Raw genomic sequence first — 23,253 nt, forward strand, 5'->3', positions numbered from 1 at the left:
GTCCAGTAACACCAGCTCAGGGCCGGTGTCTCGCAAGGGACATCGGCCCTGACCGCTTTTCCGGGCTCTCTTGGGAGGAGCCCGGAACCGGGGTCCTGCCGAGAGGGTTCGGCAGGACGCCGGGGCGTGCCGCGCAGGTCAGGGGGTGGTGGGGAGGGCGGTGCGGGAGGTGATGCCGAGTTTGGGGTAGGCCTTGTAGAGGTGGTGGGCGACGGTGCGGGGGCTGAGGAAGAGTTGGGCGGCGATGTCGCGGTTGGTGAGGCCCTGGGCGGCGAGGCGGGTGATCTGGAGTTCTTGAGGGGTGAGGGGGGAAGTGGCGGACGGGGGTGAGAGGGGGGTGGCGGGGGTGCCGGTGGCGGAGAGTTCGGTGCGGGCGCGGGTGGACCAGGGGTGGGCGGCGAGGCGGTCGAAGGTTTCCAGGGCCGCGGTGAGGTGGGGGCGGGCGTCGGTGCGGCGGCGGGTGCGGCGGAGCCATTCGCCGTAGAGGAGGGCGGTGCGGGCGTGTTCGAAGGGGCGGTCGGTGGTGGCGTGCAGGTCGAGGGCCGCGAGGTAGGCGGGTTCGGCGAGTTCGTCGGGGCCGAGCAGGGCCTGGCAGCGCAGGCGTAGCGCCTCGGCCCAGGGGCGGTCGGCGGCGGCGGTCCAGCGGGCGAAGCGCTCGTAGGGTTCGGCGGCGCGGTCCGGGGTGCCGAGGCGGACGGCGGCCTCGACCAGGTCGGGGACGGCCCGGGTGGCGCTGACGTGGTGGCGGTGCGGGCCGGTGGTGAGGGTGAGCAGGCGGTCGGCGGTGCCGGCGGCGCGGCCCTGGCCGAGGTCGAGCAGGGCGAGCGCCCAGTGGGCCCAGGGGCGGCCGGCGGCGGGGGCCGCGGTCTGCGGGCCGGTGGTGGCGAGGGCGGTGGTGGCCAGTTCGGTGCAGCGTTCGGTGCGGCCGTCGAGGGCGGCCAGGTAGGCGAGCAGGGCGCTGAGTTGGCTGACCCACTGGTGCTGGCCGGTGTCCTGGGCGAGGACGAGGGCCTCGGTGGCGGTGAGTTCGGCGTCGGCGTGGCGGCCGTGGAAGAGCTCGGCCTCGGCGAGGAAGAACTGCAGGGTGGGCATCACCCCGAGGGTGCCCTTGGCGCGGGCCTCGGCGACGAGTTCGCCGCCGAGGTCGAGGGTCTCCTCGTCGCGGCCGAGGACGAGTGTGGCGCCGCAGAGTTGGACCAGGTCGGCGGGGCTCTCGGCGCCCGCCCGGCGGGCCGCCTCGACGGCCTCCCGGGCCGGGGGCGGCGCGGCGACGGGTCGGCCGAGGGCCGGGAGGACGGCGGCGGGCAGGTAGCGGGCGAGCGGGGCGACGGGGTCGTCGGCGGGCAGTCGGAGGGCGGCGAGCCGGTCCAGGACGTCGGCCACCGGCTCCTCCCCCGCGTACCAGGCGGCGTGGAAGGCCTGCAGCAGCATCCGGGTGGCGTGTGCGGGCTCGACGGCCTCGGCCGGGCCGGGTGCGGCGGTCTGCTCGACGGCGGCCTGTTCGACGGCGGTCTGCTCCGCGGCGGCCTGCTCTGCGGCGAGGGCGAGGGCGGCGTCGAGCAGCAGTCGGTAGGCGGTCGGGTAGGAGCCGCGCCAGAAGTGGGCGACGGCCCGGACGTGGTCCAGCAGGGCGTGCGCGAGGACGCTGTCGGTACGGGCCCCGGCCTCGTCGGCGAGGGCCTCGGCGCGCGCCAACTCGCCTTCCTCGGTGGCGGCTTCGGCGGCCAGGACGAGGCGGCGGGTGGCCCCGTCGCGGTCGGGGGTGAGCCGGGCGGCGCGTTCGTACGCGGCCGCGCCGCCGTGCCCGCCCCGGTGTCCGGTGCGGACGGCGGTGCGCTCCAGCGCGTCGGCGAGCTCGGCGTCGGGGGCGGTGGCGGCGAGGGCGAGGTGCCAGGTGCGGCGGTCGCCCTCGGGCAGGGCCGCGGCGATGGCCCGGTGGACCGTCAGCCGCTGGTGGTGCGGGGCGCGCTGGAGGAGCGCGGAGCGCAGCAGCGGGTGGCGGAAAGCGATCCGGCGGTCCGCGGTCACCGTGACCAGGCCCGACTCCTCGGCGGGGGTGAGGTGTTCGGCGCCGACGCCGAGCGCGGCCGCGGCGGGCAGCAGGACATCCAGGTCGCCGCTCTCCTCGGCGGCGGCGACCAGGAGCAGGGTCTGGGTGGCCGGGGGCAGGCCGGTGACCTGGCCGTGGAAGGCGATCAGCAGCCGGCTGGTGAGCGGCAGGCCCCCCGCCGTGTTCGCCTGCGGGCCGGTGGAGACCGGGAGTTCGGTCAGTGCGAGCGGGTTGCCGGCGGCTTCGGCGAGCAGCCGGTCCCGGACGGCGGCGGGCAGGTCGGGACCGGCCCGTTCGGTGAGCAGCAGGGTGGCGTCGGCCTCCGCCAGGCCGGTCACCCGCAGTTCGGGCAGGCCGAGTCGGCGTTCGGCGGGAGCGCCGGGCTCGGTTCGGGCGGCCAGCAGCAGGGCCACGCCCTCGGCCTGGAGCCGCCGGGCGGCCAGCAGCACGGCGTCCAGGGAGGCCCGGTCCAGCCACTGCACGTCGTCGAGCACGCACAACAGCGGCCGGTAGGTGGCGAGTTCGGCGAGCAGTCCGAGGGTGGCGAGTCCGACCAGGAGTCGGTCGGTGGACGTGCCGGACGGCTGCGGCGCCCGGGGCGGGGCGTCGCCGAGGCCGAACGCCTGCTCCAGGGCCCGGCGTTGCGGACCTGGCAGGACGTCGAGCCGGTCCAGGGCGGGCGCCAGCAGCAGGCTGAGCCCGGCGAAGGGCAGTTCGGCCTCGTACTCGACACCGGCCGCCCGGACCACCCGGAACGCCTCCCCGGCCCGGGTGACGGCGTCGTCCAGCAGGGCGGTCTTGCCGATCCCCGCCTCGCCCCGGAGCAGCAGTGCGCCGCTGTGTCCGTCCCGCGCCCGCGCCAACAAGGCGTCCACGGCGACCTGTTCGTGTTCCCTCCCGTACAGCATGCCCCGACCCTATCGAGCCGGCCGCCGGCGCTCCGGCACAACGGCCCACAGGGCCTGCGCGGCCCTCGCGGCCACGCGGGCCGGACGGATGTCTAAGCAGGCCCGGCCGATACCTACGTACCCCCATGCCGATCCGTGACGGATTCGCCCGCGGACGCCCGTCCCTACCTTTGTGAGCAGCGGGAACGACCCGCCAACCGCCCACCGGAACACGGGAGATGACCATGACCGAGATCACCGCCGCCACCCTCCAGCAGCTCGCCGAGCGCTACCTCGCGGTGTGGAACGAGACCGACCCGGCCGCCCGCCGCAAGCTGATCGACGAGGTGTGGGCGGAGGACGGCCGCTACACCGACCCGCTGGCCGCCGTCGTCGGCCGGGACGCGATCGACGCGCTGATCGGTGCGGCCCAGGCCCAGTTCCCGGGGCTGGAGTTCACCCTCGGGCCGGTGGACGCCCACCACGACATCGCCCGGTTCACCTGGAACCTCGGCCCGGCCGGCGCCGAGCCGGTGGTGATCGGCTTCGACGTGCTGGCGGCCACCCCGGAGGGGCGGATCGGCACCGTGCACGGGTTCCTGGACCTCGTGCCGGGCGCCTGAGCCCGTACGGAACGGAACTCGACGGGGGCGCCGCTGCGGGGGTGCGGCGCCCCGCACCCCCGCACCCCCGGAGGAGAGCCCGAGATGAGCACCGCGCTGGACACCCGCCGCCCCGTCGCGGCCGACCAGGCCGAACAAGCCGCCCAGGCCGCCTCGGCCGCCTCGGCCGCCCCCAGGGGCCTGCTGCCGGTCGTCCTGACCGCCACCTTCATGACCGCCCTCGACACCTTCGTCGTCAACGTCGCCGTCCCCTCCGTCCAGGCCGATCTGGGCGCGGGCCCGGCGGTGGTCCAGTGGGTGATGGCCGGGTTCGGCCTGGCCCTCGCGGTCGGGCTGGTCACGGCCGGCCGGCTCGGCGACCGGTACGGCCGCCGCCGGGTGTTCGCGCTCGGCCTGGCCCTGTTCACCCTCGCCTCGGCGGGCTGCGGCCTCGCCCCGACCGCCGGCGCGCTGGTCGGTGCCCGGGTGGTGCAGGGCCTGGGGGCCGCGCTGATGGGCCCGCAGGTGCTGGCGATCCTGCGGACCGCGTTCGCCGGCGCCGCCCAGGCCCGGGCCTTCGCCCGGTACGGGCTGACCATGGGTGTGGGCGCGGTGTTCGGCCAGCTGATCGGCGGGCTGCTGATCCGCGCGGACCTCCTCGGCCTGGGCTGGCGCAGCTGCTTCCTGATCAACCTGCCGATCGGTCTGGCCGCGCTGGCCGCCGTCCGCCGCTGCCTGCCCGAGTCGCGCGCCCCGCAGCGGCCGGGGCTGGACCCGGTCGGGGTCCTGCTGGTGACGCTCGCGCTGACCGCCCTGGTGCTGCCGCTGATCCAGGGCCCGGGCCTCGACTGGCCGCTGTGGACGGTGCTCTGCCTCGCCGGCTCGGCCGTCCTGCTCACCGCCTTCGCCGTCCACCAGCACCGCACCACCCGGACCGGCATGCCGCTGGTCGACACCCGGCTGTTCCGCAGCCGCGCCTTCCGCACCGGACTGCTCGCCCAGCTGGTCTTCTGGCTCGGCCAGGCCTCCTTCTTCCTGGTGCTCGCCCTGCACCTGCAGCTGGGCCGCGGGCTGGACGCGCTCGGCGCCGGGCTGGTGTTCACCGCGATCGGCCTGGGCTACCTGCTCACCTCGAACGCCACCCACCGGATCACCGGCCGCCTCGGCGAGCCCCGCACGATCACCGTCGGCGGCCTGCTGATGGCCCTCGGGCTGGGCCTGCTCGCGCTCACCGCCCACCTCACGGCGGACGGCAGCGTCTGGTGGCTGGCGCCCGGGCTGTTCGTCGACGGCCTGGGCATGGGCCTGGTGATGGCCCCGGTCACCACCGTCGCCCTGGCCGCCGTCGAGCCGGAGCTGGCCGGGGCGGCCGCCGGGGTGGTGGCCACGGTGCAGCAGGTCGGCGGCGCGGTCGGGATCGCGCTGATCGGCCTGGTCTACTACGGCGCCGCCGAGCCGACCGCCGCCTTCGGCCGCAGCGTGACGGCGCTGGCGGTGCTGGAGCTGGTGCTGGTGGGACTGGTCCGGCTGCTGCCGCGCCGTTCGTGAACACTGCAGCGCCGTTATTGAATACCGCGGCGCGACTCGCGAGCACTGCAGCGCGACTCGCGAACGCCACCGCACGGCGGCTCGCGGACACCGCCACAGCGAAGGACCGGCGGGGGTGAACCCCGACCGGTCCGTTCCGTTCCCTCCCTCCGATCGGGTTGGATGGTCGGATGAGCGAGGAGAAGAGCGCCGTACCGGCGTGGGAGCAGCGGTTCAGGGCGGCCCGGGTGTCGCTGCCCGACTGGGCCGAGGACGCCCCCGACCGGGCGCTGTACGTGTCCAACTCGACCGGCACCTACGAGGTCTACGCCTGGGACCGGACCACCGGCGCCCACCGCCGGGTCACCGACCGCCCGAACGGCACCACCGACGCCGAGCTGTCCCCGGACGGCGCCTGGGTCTGGTGGTTCGACGACCAGGACGGCGACGAATTCGGGGTCTGGCGCCGCCAGCCCTTCGCGGGCGGCCCGGACGAGGAGGCCGTGCCCGGCCTCGCCGCCTCCTACTCGGCGGGCCTGGCCCTGGGCCGGGACGGCACGGTGGTCGTCGGCCGGTCCACCGACGAGGACGGCACCACCCTGCACCTGCGCCGCCCGGGCGCGACCGAACCGGTCGAGATCTACCGGCACGAGGAGTACGGCGGCGTCGGCGACCTCAGCCACGACGCCACCCTGCTCGCCATCGACCACACCGAGCACGGCGACGCGATGCACTCGGCGATCCGCGTGGTCCGGCTGACCGGTGACGCCGTCGAGACCGTCGCCGAACTGGACGAGGTCACCGGCCGGGACGAGCCGCGCGGCGTCGCCTGCCTGGGCTTCGCCCCGGTCGAGGGCGACACCCGCCTGCTGGTCGCGCACCAGCGCACCGGCCGCTGGGAGCCGATGATCTGGGACGTCGCCACCGGCGCCGAGACCGCCCTCCCGCTGCGCGACGAGCAGGGCCGCGAGCTGCCCGGCGACGTCTCCGCGCAGTGGCGCCCGGGCGCCGGGGCCCTGCTGGTCGAGCACGAGTACGAGGCGCGCAGCGAGCTGTTCACGTACTCCCTCGCGGACGGCCGGCTGACCCGTCTGGAGACCCCGCGCGGCACGGTCGGCGGCGCCACCGCCCGGCCGGACGGCACCGTCGAGTACCTGTGGTCCTCGGCCGCCGAGCCGTCCGCCGTCCGCTCCACCGCCGGCGAGGTCGTGCTGCGGGCGCCCGGCCCGGTGCCGCCCGGCTCCGTACCGGTCGAGGACGTCTGGGTGGACGGGCCCGGCGGGCGGGTGCACGCCCTGGTGCAGCGCCCGTCGACGGCCGGCCCCGGCCCGTACCCGACCGTCTTCGAGGTCCACGGCGGCCCGACCCACCACGACAGCGACTCGTTCGCGGCCGGTCCGGCCGCCTGGCTGGACCACGGCTTCGCGGTGGTCCGGGTCAACTACCGCGGCTCGACCGGCTACGGCCAGGCCTGGACCGACGCGCTGCACGAGCGGGTCGGCCTGATCGAGCTGGAGGACATCGCGGCCGTCCGGGAGTGGGCGGTCTCCAGCGGCCTGGCCGACCCGGCACGGCTGGTGCTCACCGGCGGCAGCTGGGGCGGCTACCTGACCCTGCTCGGCCTGGGCGTGCAGCCCGGGAGCTGGTCGCTGGGCGTCGCCGCCGTGCCGGTCGCGGACTACCACACCGCGTACGCCGACGAGATGGAGGCGCTGAAGTCGCTGGACCGCACGCTCTTCGGCGGCACCCCGGAGGAGGTGCCGGAGCGCTTCACCGCCTCCTCGCCGCTGACCTACGTCGAGCAGGTGCGGGTGCCGGTGTACATCAGCGCCGGGGTGAACGACCCGCGCTGCCCGATCCGGCAGATCGACAACTACGTCGAGCGGCTGGAGCAGCTCGACAAGCCGCACGAGGTGTACCGCTTCGACGCCGGGCACGGCTCGCTGGTGGTGGAGGAGCGGATCAAGCAGCTGCGGCTGGAGATCGACTTCGTCCGGCGGCACCTCGGCGTTCCGGACGGGAACGGGAACGGGAACGGGAACACCGAAGCGGCTGGCTGAGCGACTGAGCCGACCAGCCGGTCAGTCCAGGACCGGGTCCAGCCCGAGGGCCCGGTCCTGCTCCGCCTCCGCCTCCCGGCGCACCAGGCGGAACCACATGAAGATCACGAAGCCCGCGAAGACGAACCACTCCAGGGTGTAGCCCAGGTTCTGGAACGCCCGCAGGGTGAGCCCGTCCCCGCCCTCCGGCTGCACGGTCGGGACCTCGGTCAGCCCGGCGGGCACCTGGTCGGCGGCCACCCAGCCGTCGTACCAGCCGTCGTACTCCAGCACGTTCAGCAGCGAGGCCCGGTTGATCATGCCGAGCTGTCCGGCGGGCAGGCCGCCCGCGACCGCGCCGTTGCTGCCCACCGACTCGTTGGCCTGCAGTCGCCCGGTCACCGTCACCGGCCCGGAGGGCACCGGTCCGCCGGGCAGCGGTCCGGAGGGCACCGGTCCCCCAGGCGCTTGTCCGGCCCCGGCGGCGGACGGGTTCCCGGGCACCCAGCCCCGCACCACGGCGACGGCGTGTCCGTCGGCGGTGCGCAGCGGGGTGAGCACGTAGTAGCCCTGCTTGCCGTCCAGCACCCGGTTGGGGACGAGGAGTTGGTGCTCGGTGTCGTAGCTGCCGGTCACCGTGACGGGCTTGCCGACGGTCTCCGTGCTCACCTGGGGGGTGGCCGGTCCGAGCAGCGCGTCGATCGGCCGGGCTTCACTCGAAGCGGCGAGCGACTGCTTGGTCTCCTGATGGGTGGAGACGCGGTCCTCGAACCGGCCGAGCTGCCAGGAGCCCAGCCAGAGGCAGACCGCCACGGCCGCCACGGCCAGGGCGGTGCCGCCCAGCCAGCGCGGAGTCAGGAGGAACCGGTACACACCCCCCACGGTAACCACTCCTCACACCGTCCCGGACCACAGGGTCCGCCGCAGCGCGGGATCCGCGGGGTCCTCAGCCCGCCGCGGGCGTCCCCGAGGGCTGGGCCGGCGCCCCGCCGGCCTGCTGTACCCCGCCCCGGTAGAGGGTCCCCCCGCACGCGACCGGCAGCGCGGCCGTCGCGGCCGCCGGGCTGCCCGGGGCCGGGGTGTGGGCGATGGTGGCGGTCGGCGCGGCGGCGGTGGGGTTGCCGCTCGGGGTGGCGGTCGGGCTCGGTGCCGTGCTGGGTTCGGCCGTCGGCGAGGCGCTGGCCGGCGGGTTGGCGCTCGGCGCCGCCGACGATCCGCCGGCGGCCGGGCCGGCGCCCGAGGAGCCGATCGGCGGGGCCTGGGTGGTCAGCGAGGCCTGGTCGACCCCGTTGCTCGGCGCGCCGGTGGCGCCGCCGGAGGTACCGCAGCCCTGGTCCGGGATCCAGGCGAAGGGCACCTTGTAGCCGGCCTGCGGGGCGAGCACCGGCGGCTCGGCGTCCATCGCGGGCAGACCGGTCGCCGGGTCGCCGGGCGCGTGGTCGGCGGTGCGGACCCGGCTGCGGTCGGTGCCGACGACACCGGTGACGGACACCGCGCCCGGTCCGCCGACCCGGCAGCTGTGCCCGGAGACGTTGTAGACCGTGAAGGAGCCGTAGATCCGGCCCTGGGCGTCCGCCGCGCCGACCTGGGCGGTGCCCTGGCCGAGGTCCGACCGGGTGCACAGCGGGACGATCCCGCCGTCCCCGGTGCCGGGGGCGCCGGTGGGGGTGGCGGTGCCGGGGCGGCTGGCGTCCGCGCCGGGGCTCGGCGAGGCGCTGCCGGAGCCGGTCGGGGTGGCGGTGCCACCGCTGCCGGTGCCGGGGTGCGGGCCCGGACCGGTGGCGCCACCGCCGACGGCGGCGCCGCTGGGGGCCGCCAGGGTGGCGCCGTCGGCCTGCGCCGAGCCGGGGCCGCCGGAGAGTCCGAGGTGGTCGCTCTCGTGCAGGACGGGCAGGACGACCGCGACCGCCAGCGCCAGCGCCGCCGCACCGGTCCAGGCCCCGCGCCGGGCGGCCCGCCGCCGGGGTACGGCCTGCCGGATCCGGGGCAGGGCGCCGACCCCGGGCTGGATCCCGTCCACCGCGTGCCGCATCAGCTCGCGCAGCGCCCGTTCCTCGGTGGAGAGGCCCGGGACGTCGTCGTCCCCGGGCAGCTGCCGGGCGCCGTCAGCCATGTCCGGCCTCCATCTGGACCCGGAGGGCGGCGAGTCCGCGCGAGCCGTACGCCTTCACCGAACCGAGCGAGATGCCCAGGGTCTCGGCGACCTGCGCCTCCGTCATGTCCACGAAGTAACGCAGCACCAGAACCTCCCGCTGACGGCGTTGCAGACCCCTCAGCGCGGCCTTCAGCTGGTCGCGCTCCAAGGCATCGTAGGCACCTTCTTCTGCACTGGCCATGTCAGGCATCGGCTTCGGCAGCAGTCGCAGGCCGAGGATCCGGCGGCGCAGCGTGGAGCGGGACAGGTTGACCACGGTCTGCCGCAGGTAGGCGAGGGTCTTCTCGGGCTCGCGCACCCGGCGCCGGGCGGCGTGCACCCGGATGAAGGCCTCCTGCACGACGTCCTCACAGGTGGAGAGGTCGTCCAGGAGCAGCGCGGCGAGGCGCAGCAGCGAGCGGTAGTGCGCCTGGTAGGTCTCGGTGAGCAGGTCCTCGCTGGTACCCGCGTCGGTACCCGCGCCGGAGTCCGCCGCACCGGGTGCGGCCGCGGTCATCTGGTCTTCTTCCGGCCTACTCGAAGACCACGGGGTGCGCGACGGGAAGGTCACCACGGCCCTCGCCGGGATGCCCGCCCTTGCCCCCACCATCACGTTCGCCACGCCCGTTGGACACTCGATCCCCTGTCATGGTTGCCCAGCCCGGGGGCCATTCTTCCGCATCGGCGGAAGAGGCCTCCAGGGGATTCCCACGGGATTCCGGACAGATTGTGTCGAGGAGCGGACACAGGTCCGGACAACAAGGGGCACAAAGGACTCTCCGACCCCGCCCTGCTCCGGCCCACCAGCGCCCTGCTCCGGCCCACCGGCGCTCTACTCCGGCCCCTCGGCGCCGCGTTCCTGCCCCACTGTCAGCTCACCGGCCACCAGTTCGGCGATCTGCAGCAGGTTGAGCGCGGCCCCCTTGCGCAGGTTGTCGCCGCAGAGGAAGAGGTCGAGCGCGTCCGGCTCGTCCAGCGCCCGGCGCACCCGCCCGACCCAGACCGGGTCGGTGCCGACCACGTCGTTCGGAGTGGGGAACTCCCCGGCCGCCGGGTCGTCGTAGAGGACCACGCCGGGCGTCTCGCGCAGGATGTCCTGGGCGTGCTCCTGGCTGACCTCGCGTTCGAAGCGGGCGTGCACGGCCAGCGCGTGGGTCCGGACCACCGGGATCCGCACGCAGGTCGCGGAGACCTTCAGGGCGGGCAGGCCGAGCACCTTGCGGGCCTCGTCGCGCAGGCCGAGCTCCTGGGCGGACCAGCCGCCCTCGCGCAGACCACCGGTCCAGGGCACGGCGTTGAGGGCGAGCGGGGCGGCGAACGGGCCCTCGTCGGCGATCACCGCGCGCAGGTCCCCGGTCTGCCGGCCGACCTCGGTGCCGGCCACCAGGGCGGTCTGCTCGCGCAGCGCCGCCACACCGGCCCGGCCCTCGCCGCTGGCGGCCTGGTAGGTGGCGACCACCAACTGCTCCAGCCCGTACTCGGCGTGCAGCGCGCCGACCGCCGCGACCAGCGCGAGGGTGGGGCCGGCCGGGCTGGCCACGATGCCGCGCGGACGGATCCGCAGCGCGGCCGCGTTGACCTCGGGGACGACCAGCGGGACGTCCCCTGCGGTGCGGAAGACGGCCGAGTCGTCGACCACCACGACGCCCTTGGCCGCCGCGATCGGCGCCCACTGGGCGGCGACCTGGTCGGGGACGGCGAACACCGCGACGTCGATCCCGGCGAAGGCCTCCTCGGTCAGCGGGACCACCTCGACCGGCTCCCCGCGCACCACCGGCGTACGGCCGGCCGAGCGCGGGGAGGCGACGAGTCGGACCTCGCCCCAGACGTCCTGACGGAGCGAGAGCAGGCCGAGCAGCACCTCGCCGACCGAGCCGGTGGCGCCGACGACGGCGAGGTTCGGGCGCCGGGTCATCGCCCGGTGCCCCCGCCCGGCTCCCGGGTCATCGCCCGGTGCCGCCGTAGACGACGGCCTCGTCGCTCTCGCTGTCCAGCCCGAAGGCGCTGTGCACGGCGCGGACCGCCTCCGGCACGTCGTCGGCGCGGGTGACCACCGAGATCCGGATCTCCGAGGTGGAGATCAGCTCGATGTTGACGCCCGCGGCGGACAGCGCCTCGAAGAACGCGGCGGTGACGCCCGGGTTGGAGCGCATGCCGGCGCCGACCAGCGAGATCTTGCCGATCGCGTCGTCGTAGCGCAGCGACTCGTAGCCGATGCCCTCCTTGACCCGGCCGAGCGCGTCGATGGCCTTCTGGCCCTCGGTCTTCGGCAGGGTGAAGGAGATGTCGGTCAGGCCGGTGGACGCGGCGGAGACGTTCTGCACCACCATGTCGATGTTGACCTCGGCGTCGGCGATGGCACGGAAGATGCGCGCCGCCTCGCCCGGCTTGTCGGGCACGCCGACGACCGTGACCTTGGCCTCGGAGGTGTCGTGGGCGACCCCGGAGATGATGGCCTGCTCCATCTCGCCCCCTTCGGGCTTGTTCGGATTGTCGTTGCTGACGATCGTCCCGGGAAGACCCGAGAAGGACGAGCGTACGTGAATCGGGATGTTGTAGCGGCGCGCGTACTCCACGCAGCGGTCGAGCAGCACCTTGGAACCGGACGAGGCCAGCTCCAGCATGTCCTCGTACGCGATCCAGTCGATCTTGCGCGCCTTCTTCACCACCCGCGGATCGGCGGTGAACACGCCGTCCACGTCGGTGTAGATCTCGCAGACCTCGGCCTTGAGCGCGGCGGCCAGCGCGACGGCGGTGGTGTCCGAGCCGCCCCGGCCCAGCGTGGTGATGTCCTTGCTGCTCTGGGACACGCCCTGGAAGCCGGCCACGATCGCGATGTTGCCCTCGTCCAGGGCGGTGCGGATGCGCCCCGGCGTCACGTCGATGATGCGGGCCTTGTTGTGGACGGAGTCCGTGATGACGCCGGCCTGGCTGCCCGTGAAGGACTGGGCCTCGTGTCCCAGGGATTTGATCGCCATGGCCAGCAGCGCCATGGAGATGCGCTCTCCAGCGGTCAGCAGCATGTCGAACTCACGGCCGGCAGGAATCGGTGACACCTGCTCCGCGAGTTCGATGAGCTCGTCCGTCGTGTCGCCCATCGCGGACACCACGACGACGACCTCATGGCCGGCCTTCTTGGCGTCAACGATTCGGCGGGCAACGCGCTTGATGCCTTCGGCATCCGCAACGGATGAGCCGCCGTACTTCTGCACGACAAGGCCCACGTGCGCTCCTCGACTAGTGTCGTTTTCCGGGGGCGTCAGGCCCCCGTACCCCCGGGGGAAAGGGGGCTGCGGTCCGCGTCAGTCTACCGAGCAGGGGTGCCCTGACCGGCGCTTTCCATATGATGAGACGGCCGTTTCAGCACGTGGGCGGCGGTGCGGGCGGTTCCACCGTCAGGTCTGCGGGGCTTTCGGCGCGGTTCCGAAGAATCCTCGGAGGAATGCCCGGTGGCACGGCCGGATTTCTTTTCCGGCCGGATTGCTGAGGCATTCGTCACAAGCGCCGACGGACCTGGGACGGGTGGGGGCCTGGAGGCGCGGGTGGGCCCTGGAGGCCCGGCCGGCCGGTTCTCGACCTATCGGCCGAGACCGAGCTCGGCCGCCATCAGATCGCCCGCCTGCTGCTCCAGCTGCTCGTCGGTGAGCCCGTCGTCGTCGATGTCCGCGCCGTCCGCCGCCGCACCGATCGGGCTGTCCAGCCGGACGTGGGCGATCAGCGACTGCAGCGCCCGCAGCACCGCCGTGCAGGTCGTGCCCCAGTTGGAGAGGTACGAGAACTGCCACCACCAGAGCGCCTCGCTGACCCGGCCCTCGCGGTAGTGGGTCAGGCCGTGCTGCAGCTCGCTGACCACACCGGCCAGGTCGTCCGAGATCCGGAAGGCGTTCGGCTTCTCCGGCGGACCGTACGGGTCGAAGACCTCGTGGTAGACGTCGATCGGCGCGAGCAGCACGGCGAGGCGCTCGCGCAGCTGCTCGCCGTCCGGCTCCGGTCCGGCGTCGGGCTCGAAGCGGTCCTCCGGGACGACGTCCTCGATCGCGCCCAGCCGGCCGCCGGCCAGCAGCAGCTGCGAGACCTCCAGGAGCAGCAGCGAGACCGCGCTGCCCGGTTCGTCGCCCTTGGCGACCTCGGTGACGGCGAGCACGAAGCTCTCCACCGAGTCGGCGATCTGCACGGCGAAGTCGTCCGGCTCCGAGCCGTGGCCGTGGGTGTGCGGGGCACTGGGGTGTGCGGCGTTGCCGCCGGGCTCCGCGTGGGACCGCGGGCCGTGGGGCTGCTGGTTGATCGTCCGGTCAGACATCGAGCAGTCGTCTCCCTTCGAAGGCGCGGCCGAGGGTGACCTCGTCCGCGTACTCCAGGTCCCCGCCGACGGGCAGTCCGCTCGCCAGCCGGGTCACCTTCAGGCCCATCGGCTTGCAGAGCCGGGCCAGATAGGTGGCGGTCGCCTCCCCCTCCAGGTTGGGGTCGGTGGCCAGGATCAGCTCGGTGACCGTACCGTCCGCGAGGCGCGCGAGCAGCTCACGGATGCGCAGGTCGTCCGGGCCGACGCCCTCGATGGGGCTGATCGCGCCGCCCAGCACGTGGTAGCGGCCGCGGAACTCACGGGTGCGCTCGATGGCGACGACGTCCTTGGGCTCCTCGACCACGCAGATGACGGCGAGGTCGCGACGCGGGTCCAGGCAGACCCGGCACTGCTCGGCCTCCGCGACGTTGCCGCAGACCGCGCAGAACCGGACCTTGTCCTTGACCTCCAGCAGCGCGTGCGCGAGCCGGCGCACGTCGACCGGGTCGGCCTGCAGCACGTGGAAGGCGATCCGCTGGGCGCTCTTGGGCCCGACGCCGGGCAGCCTGCCCAGTTCGTCGATCAGGTCCTGAACCACGCCCTCGTACAACGTCGCGCCTTCCCTCGGATGGTCGGAGGTGCTCCGGTGCCATCATCCAACGAATCGGGCGCCGGACACACCGGCCGACGCCCGACTCCCATCGAAATCACATGGATCTCACATGGATCCATCGTCCGTTCGGACTCGCGGGCCCCACCGTCGCCGGGGCCCGCAGCCGATCCCCATCACTGGCCTGACCTGCGGGTTCTCCGGCCCAGGAGGCCAGGTCCCGTCCGGCAGGATCGGCCGGGCAGGGCCTAGAACGGCAGACCGGGGATGCCGCCGCCCATGCCCTGGGTCAGCGGGCCCATCCGCTCGGCCTGCATCTTCTGGGCCGCCTGGTTGGCGTCCCGGACGGCCGCCAGGATCAGGTCCGCCAGGGTGTCGGTGTCCTCCGGGTCGACCGCGGCCGGGGCGATGGTCAGCGCCACCAGCTCGCCCGAACCGGTCACCGTCGCCTCGACCAGGCCACCGCCGGCCGTACCGTTCACCTTCGCCTCGGCCAGCTCCTGCTGGGCCTTCGCGAGCTCCTGCTGCATCTTCTGCGCCTGCTTGAGCAGCTGCTGCATGTTGGGCTGACCACCACCGGGGAACACGGCTCACTCCTTGCTGTCACACGGTTCTACGTTCGTCCTCGTCGAGCCTACGGGCCCGGGGGCCCGCTCAGTTGCCGCGGTGGTGGATCTCCTCCAGCACCGTGGCGCCCAGCTCGCGGATGATCAGCTCCTGGCCGGAGAACGCCTCCTCGTTGAGGTCCGGGTCGTCCTCCTCCGGGATGTCGTCCTCCGGGGCCACCGACTGCACCGGGCGGGCCGGGGGCGCCGCCACCGGCGGCGGGGGCTGCACCGGCGCGGGGACCGGGGCCGGGGCCTGGGTCGGGGCCTGGGGCTGGAACTGCGGGGACGGCGGGGCCTGGACGGGCGCCTGCGGCTGCACCGGGGCGGGCGCGGCCATCGGCGGCGCGGCGGCCGCCGGACGCGCCGGGGCGCCCCAACCGCCACCGGCCGGGGCAGCGGCGCCGCCTCCCCCGCCACCGCCCGGGGTCCCGGACGGGTCGACGATGCACTCGATCCGCCAGTCCACGCCCAGCGCGTCGGACAGCGCCTGGCGCAGCACGTCGTCGCTGTTGCTGCCGACGAAGCTGTCCCGGGCGCCCGCGTTGATGAAGGAGACCTGGAGCGTGCTGCCGTCGAACCCGGCGACCTGGCCGTTCTGGCTCAGCAGGATCCAGGTGAAGCGGCGACGGTTCTTGACCGCCTCCAGGATCTGCGGCCACAGCTGCCGGACCTGTGCCGCGCCCTGCTGGGCGGCGGCGGAGGGCTGGCCACCGGGCGCGGCGGGCTGCGGGGCCTGCTGGACCGGCGGAGGCGGGGTGGGCGCGGGCTGCGGGGCGGCCTGCGGCTGCGGCACGGCGGGGGCGGCGGCGGGAGCCGCTGCGCCACCGGCGGGCGGGAAGCTGCGCGGGATCGGCCAGGCGCCCGGGGCGGGCCCGGCGGGGGCCGCCGGCGGAGCCTGCACGGGGGCGGGGGGCACCGGCACGGGGGCCGCCTGCGCGACGGGCGGCGCGACCGGCGCGGGCACCGGGGCGGGGGCCTCCATCGACGGGACGGACGGGGCCACCGGAGCCGCCGGGACGGCCATCTGAGGAGCCATGGGAGCGGCCATCGGAGCCATCCCGGCCGGCGCGGCGAAGCCGCCCGCGGCCGCCCGGCGCTCCAGCTTGTCCAGCCGCGCCTGCAGCGACAGCTCGTCGCTGTACGCGCCGGGCAGCATCACCCGGGCGCAGATCAGCTCCAGCTGGAGCCGCGGCGCCGCGTTGCCGCGCATCTCGGTCAGCCCGGTGTTGACGATGTCGGCGGCCCGGCTCAGCTCGGCCGCGCCGAACGCGTCCGCCTGCGCCTGCATCACCGCGACCCGGTCCGCCGGGGCGTCGATCAGCCCCTTCTCCCCCGCATCCGGCACGGTGGCGAGGATCACCAGGTCGCGCAGCCGCTCCAGCAGGTCGGTGACGAAGCGGCGCGGGTCGTGCCCGCCCTCGACCACCCGGTCGATCACCTGGAACACCGTCGCCCCGTCGTGCGCGGCGAAGGCGTCCACCACCTCGTCCAGCAGCGCCGAGTCGGTGTACCCGAGCAGCGACGTCGCCATCTGGTACGTCACACCGCCCTCGGCGGCACCGGCCAGCAGCTGGTCCATGACCGACATCGAGTCACGCACCGAGCCCGCGCCGGCCCGCACCACCAGCGGGAACACCGGGTCCTCGACCTGGATGCCCTCGCGACCGCAGACGTCGGCCAGGTAGTCGCGCAGCGTGCCGGGCGGGACCAGCCGGAACGGGTAGTGGTGGGTGCGGGACCGGATCGTCCCGATCACCTTCTCCGGCTCGGTGGTCGCGAAGATGAACTTCAGGTGCTCCGGCGGCTCCTCGACCACCTTGAGCAGCGCGTTGAACCCGGCCGAGGTCACCATGTGCGCCTCGTCCAGGATGAAGATCTTGTACCGGCTGTGCACCGGCGCGAAGAAGGCCCGCTCGCGCAGCTCGCGCGCGTCGTCCACACCACCGTGCGAGGCGGCGTCGATCTCGATCACGTCGATCGAGCCGGGCCCGCCGGTCGCGAGGTCCTGACAGGACTGGCACTCCCCGCAGGGCGTCGGGGTCGGCCCCTGCTCACAGTTCAGGCAGCGGGCCAGGATGCGTGCGCTCGTCGTCTTGCCACAGCCGCGTGGCCCGCTGAACAGGTACGCGTGGTTGACCCTGTTGTTGCGCAGGGCCTGCTGGAGCGGAGCGGTCACGTGCTCCTGCCCGATGACCTCCGCGAAGGTCTCGGGGCGGTAGCGGCGGTACAGGGCTAGGGACACACCCCCGACGATATCGGGACGGACCGACAAACGCGTCGCCCCTTCACCCCGGGCACCCCGACTCCGCCCGCCCCACAGGCCCCGTACGGCGCCCGGGAACGCAAAGACCCCCCGTGCACCCGCCAGAGCTCTTCTACCCTTGCTGCCTTCCGGCCCTGGGGGGGTTCAAAAAGATGGCGCCACACGAGGGGCTGACCCCCACACTACCGGATCCGGGCCCCGACGATCCACAGGCCACCCCCGCCCTCCGGCCTGCGGGATAGCTGGTCGCGAGCACCCCGAAACATGTACTAAGCTCTCCCACGGAGGATTCGCCTAGAGGCCTAGGGCGCACGCTTGGAAAGCGTGTTGGGGGCAACCCCTCACGAGTTCGAATCTCGTATCCTCCGCCTTCGCCCGCCAGGGCAAACGAGGGCCCCGACCGCAACGCGGTCGGGGCCCTCGTTTGTCTGTGGTTGCAGTTTTGGTTGCAGTTGTCGCCGCCATCGCACAACCTACTCACCAATCAACGGGGGGAACATGGCCGTCGCAGACCAGCAGTACGCAGACCTCATGGAACAGCTGAAGGCCAAGTTGCCGGATCTGGCCGAACAACTGGATCAAGAGTTCAGGCAGGGCCGAGCCGTCTCCGGTGAGCGACTCAAGCAGGAAGGGACGTTCGCCGAGCGAGCTGGCCGACTCGCGGACACGGATCTGCCTGCCCTGCGGAAGTCGGACATCGCGGTGGTGCCCTACACGAGCGAGGAGCAGATCGAACTGATCCGCGAAGCGCTCCTCACCCTCGCAGAAACCATGTACGCATCGCGGTCGGTCCTGTTGAAGACCGCCGTGGAACGTCAGACGAACACAACCGTCGCGTTCGGCGACCCCGAACTCGAGTCAGTCGTTCACATCGACCTCCCGGGAGAGGCGGAACGAGCCTCAGCAGCGCTTCAGGTGACCCGCGCGTTGCTCGCAACACGGACGGAACCGGGGGAGAGCCGATGAGTTCAAACGACCTCGTTCAAGCGATCGAGCAGGCGATTGGTGCTCTGGCCCCCGTCTATCTAGGGAAGGCCGCCGAGTCGGACCTCTACGAGGCATCCCTGCTTGTCCTGTGCATCGAGGCAGCACAGGCAGCAGGAGGGAACACCCTTCTCACGCAGGATGGGCTGACCCCGGCCTCCTCCCTGCGGTTCCGCACACAGCCCGGCAACCTCTGGTCCGGGCCGTTCACCTTCGTGCTGGTCAGCTTCCCCGGGCTACAGACGAAGCTTGAAATTCACCTGGGCGTCTACGTCATGGCGTCCACCTCGAAGGTGGCCCATGAGTGCGACATCGCGATCATCGATCATCAAGAGGCCGAACGGAGTCGACAGGCCGGCGTATACCCGCGCAGTCGGAGTCTCGTGGCGGCGATCGAAGCCAAGCACTACGAAAGTTCACCTTCGCTCGGAGTCGGCCGTGGCTTCCTCGGGCTCGCCCACGAACTGGGCGAGAAGAAGTGCTCGCTGGTCTTTCCCAGTCGAAGTTCTGCCAACCTGGGCGCACTGATCGCCAAGCGCTCCAGTGAGGCGTACCCGGAACTGTGGCCAGGCACCGTAGCGGCGGAGCGGTTGCGTTCACGACTCGACCAGGCCATCCGTAACTGGAAGGCAAGCCTATAGAACGCAGCTGGGCTCCCGACTCCATGGTCGGGGCCCAGCCGCAGTTCAAGTGCCCGTCCTACCAGTCGCTCACATCGCCGAACTTGCCGGGATTTTGAGCCCGGTCTACGGCTTGGGCCATGGCCTGGTTGTACGCATCAACGACTGCCTCCTTGTCCGTGCCCCGCACCTGGGCCTCCACCAGTTCGGCACTTCCCGGCCGGCGGGTGGTCCGCCAGGAGACGGGACGGTCCGTGTAGAGGTCGGTCTCGAAGACTCGACGCCCTCACGACCGACATCGAGCCGCGCCTCCTCCACCACGACCTGCAGCCCGGCCACCTCGTCCGCCAACCCGACGGCACCCGCCTCCTGCTCGACTGGGAACTCGCCGCCTTCGGCGACCACTTCTCCGACCTCGCCCGCCTCGCCGTCCGCCTTCAGCTTCCCGACTCCACGCCCGTCCTCGCGCTGGCCGCCCAACCGAACCGGCGGGCAGCACAGCGGCTCGACCTGTACTGGCGCATCCACCAGCTCGCGAACCAGGCCCTCGCAACCGATCCACGGAACCGCCAAGGGAACTACTGAGGGCCAGATTCGCTCCTCAACCGCACACCTGCCCATTCGAGGAGCGATCAGCTCAGCCAAATCCACCCTTTCGCCGAGGGCACGGGCATTGCGGCACCGCAGATCGGCATCGGCCGGGCCGCCATCGTCCAGCCCGCCGACCCTGACAGCCCGCCGATCGTCCTGCTGAACCCGCGGATCACCGACCACGCCGACGAGACGGACGAGCAGTTCGAGGGCTGCCTGTCGTTCTTCGACGTTCGCGGCTCGGTCCCCCGGCCGCTGCAGATCACCGTGGAGACCACCACCCTGGACGGCCAGGTGACCACCACCACCTACGAACGCGGCCTCGCCCGCCTGATCCACCACGAGATCGATCACCTCGACGGCCTGCTCTACACCGCACGCATGGCTGCCGGCGTCGAGACCATCCCTGTCGATCAGTACCGGCAAACCGGCCAAGCGTGGTCCTACGGGCAGTGAGTTATAGCGCGGCGAGTGGCGAAATCGCATTTCTGACGACACGACGCCGTCTGAGGGAAGACCCATCTATATCAGCGGCGACATTTCGAGATCAGGCACGATGCTGTCAATTTAGCTGACATTTGAGGGGTCGAACCGGGAACGCCGGTTCGACCCCTGACTGAACGGTTCAGGCCTGACCCTTCCGAGTCATGCTGAGCGCCTTACGGTACATCTCAGGCACACGGTAGCGCTCCACCCTGTCTCGCGACCCAGGCACCTCCTCTAGCAACCCGACATCACGGGCCAGCCTGACAAGGTCGGGTGAGGCGCCCTCCAACTGCTCGGCCGCGAAGGGCGTCGATCCGATCGCGCGCAGCCTGCCCAGTAGCGGATCAAGCTCAGGGAACTCATCGCGCTGGAGCGCGTCTAGGGCCGACTCACTGACCTCGTCCAGAGACTCCACCAACGCACGAGGCCTGATGATGGATCGAGAATAGCGATTCCCCTCTTCGAAGCCCCGTTCCAACTCGACCGCAGCTGTCATCATCTGGGCCAGCGCCCTAGGGGCGTGATCGCCGTTGGCGTCAGCAAGCCGGGACCAGACCCAGTTATCGGTATATGCAGTTCGGCCGCCGGACACCCGTTCACTTGCCAGGATCACCCAGGCATTGCGAACAAACTCCTCGGGCCAGTACTCGACCGGGGTGTCTTCCAGTCGAAAGTCCGGCTTGTTTAGCCGAGCCGTCACCAACTGCCGAAACGGTTCCGCCCGCCACGCCTGCTTGATCGCAATGCGCAGATAGTCGACCTTGTTCGACCATCGCAGTTGAGCCGCACGGGCGCTTAGGTGCGACTTATTGGGAACCTTGACCTCGCGCCAAATATCCTCGCGCAGCAGCACCTTGAATTTCAACCGCCGCAGCTGCGGCCCAAGCTCGCCCACCGAAGTCAACAGGCCAGCCACACCGTCGTTGCGGCGCCTACGGTCATTGTCACTGTTGCCAAAACCGGTGTCCAGAGCGTCGAACAAAAGCATTTGATCTGCGTCGAGACTACGGTCAATTTCCTGGATCCACTCACCGACCAGAAGGGGTGCCTGCTGATTCGACAGCAGCGATGTCACGTCCCTTAGCAGGTCCGACTTAAGGTAGTCACCACCAGCGGCAGGCACGCCGATAGGCTCGCCCACCCAGGCGGGCTGCGGGACGTTTGGCAGGCGATTCTTGATAGCTAGGCCGAAAATTACAGGCCACACCTGTCGCCACTCCAGCCCCCGATCCCTCAGCTCATTCTCGAGTGCTGAATAAACGTTGGCGTCCGGCGTCCAGGTCAGGTGGGTGTCTAGTCCTGGCGGGCTGGTAACGACGATAGCCGTGGGCGCCTCGGCGAGCCTGCGGAATACGGCTGTCTTACCGGTGCCCTTGCGCCCGATGACGACCACAGTATCCGTGGCAAGCGCGCGATCCACATCAGCAGTACTCAGGAACGTACCGTGCAGTTCCTCCAGCGCCTGATTCTCGGCAGTCTCCCCGGCGAACTGAAGCGATGCCAGCACCTCGGACTTGCTTGGTTCTAGAACCTCGTCGACCTGCTCGCCGAGCGCATCACGTGGCTCGACAAGTCCAGTGATCCAGTCCGCCACCACGATGAAGTCGTCCGCGCCTTGGATGCGCATGACCGAGTCTGAGACTGCCAGCGCCTCCTGGTAGCTGATGACCTGGACAATCTCCTCGAGCGCCTCAAAAGCCGGACCACCCGCGGTGTTCCGAGCCACAGAAAGCCATTCCCTAATCCACTCCTGGGCGCGCTCGGAATACAACCCACGAACCTCAGGCGTGGCCGGCACTGGTGAAACAACAAAGCGCACTTCCGGGGTGCACAAGCTCCCCTCTTCCGATCTGCGAGACCGTGCCGCCAGCAAGGCCCGAGTTAGTGCCCGAGTGCCCGCCCTCGCCTGAGGATGTGGATAGAAGGCGATGATGTTGATATCAGACACGTCGAACAGCAGAGGCGCCGCCAGCGGGCTAATGCCCGTCCGGGAGTCGATGAGAACCACGTCTGGGCTCTGGGCCAGAGTAGACACCGTCTCCACCAGCAGCCGGAGAGGATTAACCTCGTCCTCTCCGTACCAGGCCGACGGGTCAAGATGGGAGAGCAGCCGGGCATACTCGGCACCGGGGTGTCCGGCTGGGAGCAGGAACAATCCGGCGTCCTCAGTAACCCGCAGCACATGCTCGTCGAGCGCGTCGATCTCACCGCTCACCTCGGCTGCAGCCAGAAGCGGAACAACTCCCATTCCCTCGGTTACGCGATCCTCGACGTCAAAGAGCGATGCCAGGCCAGGGGCCTCCAGATCCATATCGATGCAAAGGACCGTCAAGCCCTGCCCAGCGATAACTCGTGCGGCGTGTGCTAGAGCAGTCGACCGACCAACTCCGCCGCGTAGTGAATAGAACGTCGATACCACCGGCGACGGGAGCGTGCCATAGTCCTCGGATGGGAAGCGCACCGTGATCTCATCCGCCTGACCACTTGCCAATGCCTCCGGCCACAACGGCAGTTGCGCTGTGACGGGCGCGACGCCTGGTTCCTCCTGCTCCAGAAACTCCGCCTCATCCGGAGTCAGCAGATCGTATCTAACGATTTCCACACCCGGAATCAGGGCGTCAATGCGCCCCCGCCTCGCTCGCGGGGTCATCCCAGAAAACTGCGCCGAGATCACGCCCACCCGGACGCCGACATATGGATCCGCAGAAACCCGAATGCGGTCCCCAAATGCCTCCCGCAGTGCCCTTTCCAAGCCACTGATGTCATCCGGCTGTGTCACGGCGAATTCCTCCTGTGTGCTCTTCCTTGCGCTGCCGTGCGACGTCGCAACTGCTTACTGCACCAGCTCGCGAAGCGATTAGCCGCCTTGATTTCGTCCTCGATCGTGACATCATCTGGCAGGGCGATCTGGTATCTGAGGCTGACGTCGCGGTCCGCGAGAAAGCTCCGAACATCCTGAGGCAGCACTAGTGAACTGAACCCTGCTTGCGCCAGGATCGCCAGCACGTCGTGCCCGTCCCGGCCCCGCGGCACAGCGCGTCCTCGAGCTAGGCACAATGCCTTGGCGAAGCACTCGGCAGTGAACCCTAGATAGTACAAGCACGCCACGTGCCGTCCCGCCAGGTGTAGCTGCACCGCGTCCGACCGTCTCTCCAGGGCAACGTCCTCCCACTCCTGCGGACTGCCTGGGTCCTTGTACAAGCCGTTCCCCCCGTGTGGGCTTCACCTGCGGCCACTCTAGAGGTCCACACAGACTTCTGTCTGACCTATCAGCGTTGCCACACTGCTGGCCAGCGCGGCGGGGAGAGGCAGCCCGATCATCGCTCGCCAAGCAACGCGAGCGCCGCTCTGGTTGCGCTTGGTTGCGCTTGGTTGCGTTCACCCTGGTACAGCCACGTTCAGAGCTTGGCCGCGTGGCACCGCCGCCTGGCTGCTGGTGAACGACAAGCCGACCGTGAAGTGGATGCTGGCCCTAAGGGCGTCCGCCAGTAGGTCATCGGATGCGGGGTGTGCGAGGCCGGGTGTTCCAGCGGTAGAGGGACCAGGCGCGGCGGATCAGGCAGCGGATGG

General features: G+C 71.7%; 18 protein-coding genes, 1 tRNA gene, 1 other RNA gene and 1 pseudogene. 8 read left to right on the forward strand and 13 right to left on the reverse strand.

Annotated elements, in window-relative coordinates; translation table 11 throughout:
• Positions 1-138: 138 nt before the first annotated feature.
• Positions 139-2,958 (reverse strand): helix-turn-helix transcriptional regulator, encoded by a 2,820-nt coding sequence (locus tag ABTZ03_RS35785; RefSeq protein WP_350517350.1) that lies wholly within the window; start codon positions 2,956-2,958, stop codon positions 139-141.
• A 224-nt stretch (positions 2,959-3,182) separates the two neighbouring features.
• On the opposite strand from ABTZ03_RS35785, the gene ABTZ03_RS35790 reads away from it, so the two are divergent.
• The 3 genes from ABTZ03_RS35790 to ABTZ03_RS35800 all read left to right on the forward strand — a co-directional run bounded on the left by ABTZ03_RS35790 (position 3,183) and on the right by ABTZ03_RS35800 (position 7,126).
• A complete protein-coding gene (locus tag ABTZ03_RS35790) occupies positions 3,183-3,560 on the forward strand; it encodes a nuclear transport factor 2 family protein (protein WP_350517351.1) in 378 nt (125 codons plus the stop codon).
• An 84-nt stretch (positions 3,561-3,644) separates the two neighbouring features.
• Positions 3,645-5,087, forward strand: coding sequence for a DHA2 family efflux MFS transporter permease subunit (locus tag ABTZ03_RS35795; protein WP_350517352.1), 1,443 nt, complete (start codon positions 3,645-3,647; stop codon positions 5,085-5,087).
• 170 nt (positions 5,088-5,257) lie between these two features.
• On the forward strand, positions 5,258-7,126 hold the full coding sequence (locus ABTZ03_RS35800; RefSeq protein ID WP_350517353.1) for a S9 family peptidase: 1,869 nt from the start codon (positions 5,258-5,260) through the stop codon (positions 7,124-7,126).
• A 21-nt stretch (positions 7,127-7,147) separates the two neighbouring features.
• Here the strand turns inward: ABTZ03_RS35800 and ABTZ03_RS35805 are convergent, their stop codons facing one another.
• From ABTZ03_RS35805 to ffs, 10 genes are all read right to left on the reverse strand, one after another.
• On the reverse strand, positions 7,148-7,978 hold the full coding sequence (locus tag ABTZ03_RS35805) for an SURF1 family protein (RefSeq protein WP_350517354.1): 831 nt from the start codon (positions 7,976-7,978) through the stop codon (positions 7,148-7,150).
• A gap of 73 nt (positions 7,979-8,051) precedes the next feature.
• Positions 8,052-9,218 carry a hypothetical protein gene (locus ABTZ03_RS35810; RefSeq protein WP_350517355.1) on the reverse strand — a complete coding sequence of 389 codons (1,167 nt, stop codon included), beginning with the start codon at positions 9,216-9,218 and terminating at the stop codon, positions 8,052-8,054.
• Positions 9,211-9,756 carry a SigE family RNA polymerase sigma factor gene (locus tag ABTZ03_RS35815; protein WP_350517356.1) on the reverse strand — a complete coding sequence of 182 codons (546 nt, stop codon included), beginning with the start codon at positions 9,754-9,756 and terminating at the stop codon, positions 9,211-9,213. The genes ABTZ03_RS35810 and ABTZ03_RS35815 overlap by 8 nt, the downstream gene beginning before the upstream one ends.
• Before the next feature lie 315 nt (positions 9,757-10,071).
• Positions 10,072-11,154 carry an aspartate-semialdehyde dehydrogenase gene (locus ABTZ03_RS35820; RefSeq protein ID WP_350517357.1) on the reverse strand — a complete coding sequence of 361 codons (1,083 nt, stop codon included), beginning with the start codon at positions 11,152-11,154 and terminating at the stop codon, positions 10,072-10,074.
• A 28-nt stretch (positions 11,155-11,182) separates the two neighbouring features.
• Positions 11,183-12,463: an aspartate kinase gene (locus ABTZ03_RS35825; protein ID WP_350517358.1), complete on the reverse strand. Its 1,281-nt coding sequence runs from the start codon at positions 12,461-12,463 to the stop codon at positions 11,183-11,185.
• A gap of 353 nt (positions 12,464-12,816) precedes the next feature.
• Positions 12,817-13,539 carry a DUF5063 domain-containing protein gene (locus tag ABTZ03_RS35830; RefSeq protein ID WP_350517359.1) on the reverse strand — a complete coding sequence of 241 codons (723 nt, stop codon included), beginning with the start codon at positions 13,537-13,539 and terminating at the stop codon, positions 12,817-12,819.
• Positions 13,532-14,131: a recombination mediator RecR gene (recR, locus tag ABTZ03_RS35835; RefSeq protein WP_030392621.1), complete on the reverse strand. Its 600-nt coding sequence runs from the start codon at positions 14,129-14,131 to the stop codon at positions 13,532-13,534. Before recR ends, ABTZ03_RS35830 begins: the two co-directional genes overlap by 8 nt.
• A gap of 248 nt (positions 14,132-14,379) precedes the next feature.
• Positions 14,380-14,718 carry a YbaB/EbfC family nucleoid-associated protein gene (locus ABTZ03_RS35840; RefSeq protein ID WP_350517360.1) on the reverse strand — a complete coding sequence of 113 codons (339 nt, stop codon included), beginning with the start codon at positions 14,716-14,718 and terminating at the stop codon, positions 14,380-14,382.
• 67 nt (positions 14,719-14,785) lie between these two features.
• The gene (locus ABTZ03_RS35845) at positions 14,786-16,981 is read right to left on the reverse strand and encodes a DNA polymerase III subunit gamma and tau (protein WP_350517361.1); all 2,196 of its coding nucleotides are present in this window, start codon (positions 16,979-16,981) and stop codon (positions 14,786-14,788) included.
• Between the two features lie 99 nt (positions 16,982-17,080).
• Positions 17,081-17,177, reverse strand: an RNA gene (gene ffs / locus ABTZ03_RS35850) — signal recognition particle sRNA small type.
• A gap of 108 nt (positions 17,178-17,285) precedes the next feature.
• On the opposite strand from ffs, the gene ABTZ03_RS35855 reads away from it, so the two are divergent.
• From ABTZ03_RS35855 to ABTZ03_RS35875, 5 genes and pseudogenes are all read left to right on the forward strand, one after another.
• Positions 17,286-17,370, forward strand: a tRNA-Ser gene (locus ABTZ03_RS35855).
• Positions 17,371-17,500: 130 nt separating this feature from the next.
• The gene (locus ABTZ03_RS35860) at positions 17,501-17,968 is read left to right on the forward strand and encodes a hypothetical protein (RefSeq protein WP_350517362.1); all 468 of its coding nucleotides are present in this window, start codon (positions 17,501-17,503) and stop codon (positions 17,966-17,968) included.
• Positions 17,965-18,627, forward strand: a complete 663-nt coding sequence (locus ABTZ03_RS35865; protein ID WP_350517363.1) for a hypothetical protein — start codon at positions 17,965-17,967, stop codon at positions 18,625-18,627. Before ABTZ03_RS35860 ends, ABTZ03_RS35865 begins: the two co-directional genes overlap by 4 nt.
• Positions 18,628-18,903: 276 nt before the next feature.
• The gene (locus ABTZ03_RS35870; RefSeq protein WP_350517366.1) at positions 18,904-19,191 is read left to right on the forward strand and encodes a phosphotransferase family protein; all 288 of its coding nucleotides are present in this window, start codon (positions 18,904-18,906) and stop codon (positions 19,189-19,191) included.
• 57 nt (positions 19,192-19,248) lie between these two features.
• Positions 19,249-19,653: pseudogene (locus ABTZ03_RS35875) on the forward strand (peptide deformylase); the annotation flags it as partial.
• Between the two features lie 169 nt (positions 19,654-19,822).
• Here the strand turns inward: ABTZ03_RS35875 and ABTZ03_RS35880 are convergent.
• Together ABTZ03_RS35880 and ABTZ03_RS35885 are read right to left on the reverse strand one after the other, a co-directional pair.
• A complete protein-coding gene (locus ABTZ03_RS35880; RefSeq protein ID WP_350517364.1) occupies positions 19,823-22,462 on the reverse strand; it encodes a tyrosine-protein kinase family protein in 2,640 nt (879 codons plus the stop codon).
• Positions 22,459-22,689: a hypothetical protein gene (locus ABTZ03_RS35885; RefSeq protein WP_350517365.1), complete on the reverse strand. Its 231-nt coding sequence runs from the start codon at positions 22,687-22,689 to the stop codon at positions 22,459-22,461. Before ABTZ03_RS35885 ends, ABTZ03_RS35880 begins: the two co-directional genes overlap by 4 nt.
• Positions 22,690-23,253: the final 564 nt, after the last annotated feature.

Origin of the sequence: Kitasatospora sp. NPDC096077, from assembly GCF_040303245.1 — a bacterium.
GTDB lineage: Bacteria > Actinomycetota > Actinomycetes > Streptomycetales > Streptomycetaceae > Kitasatospora.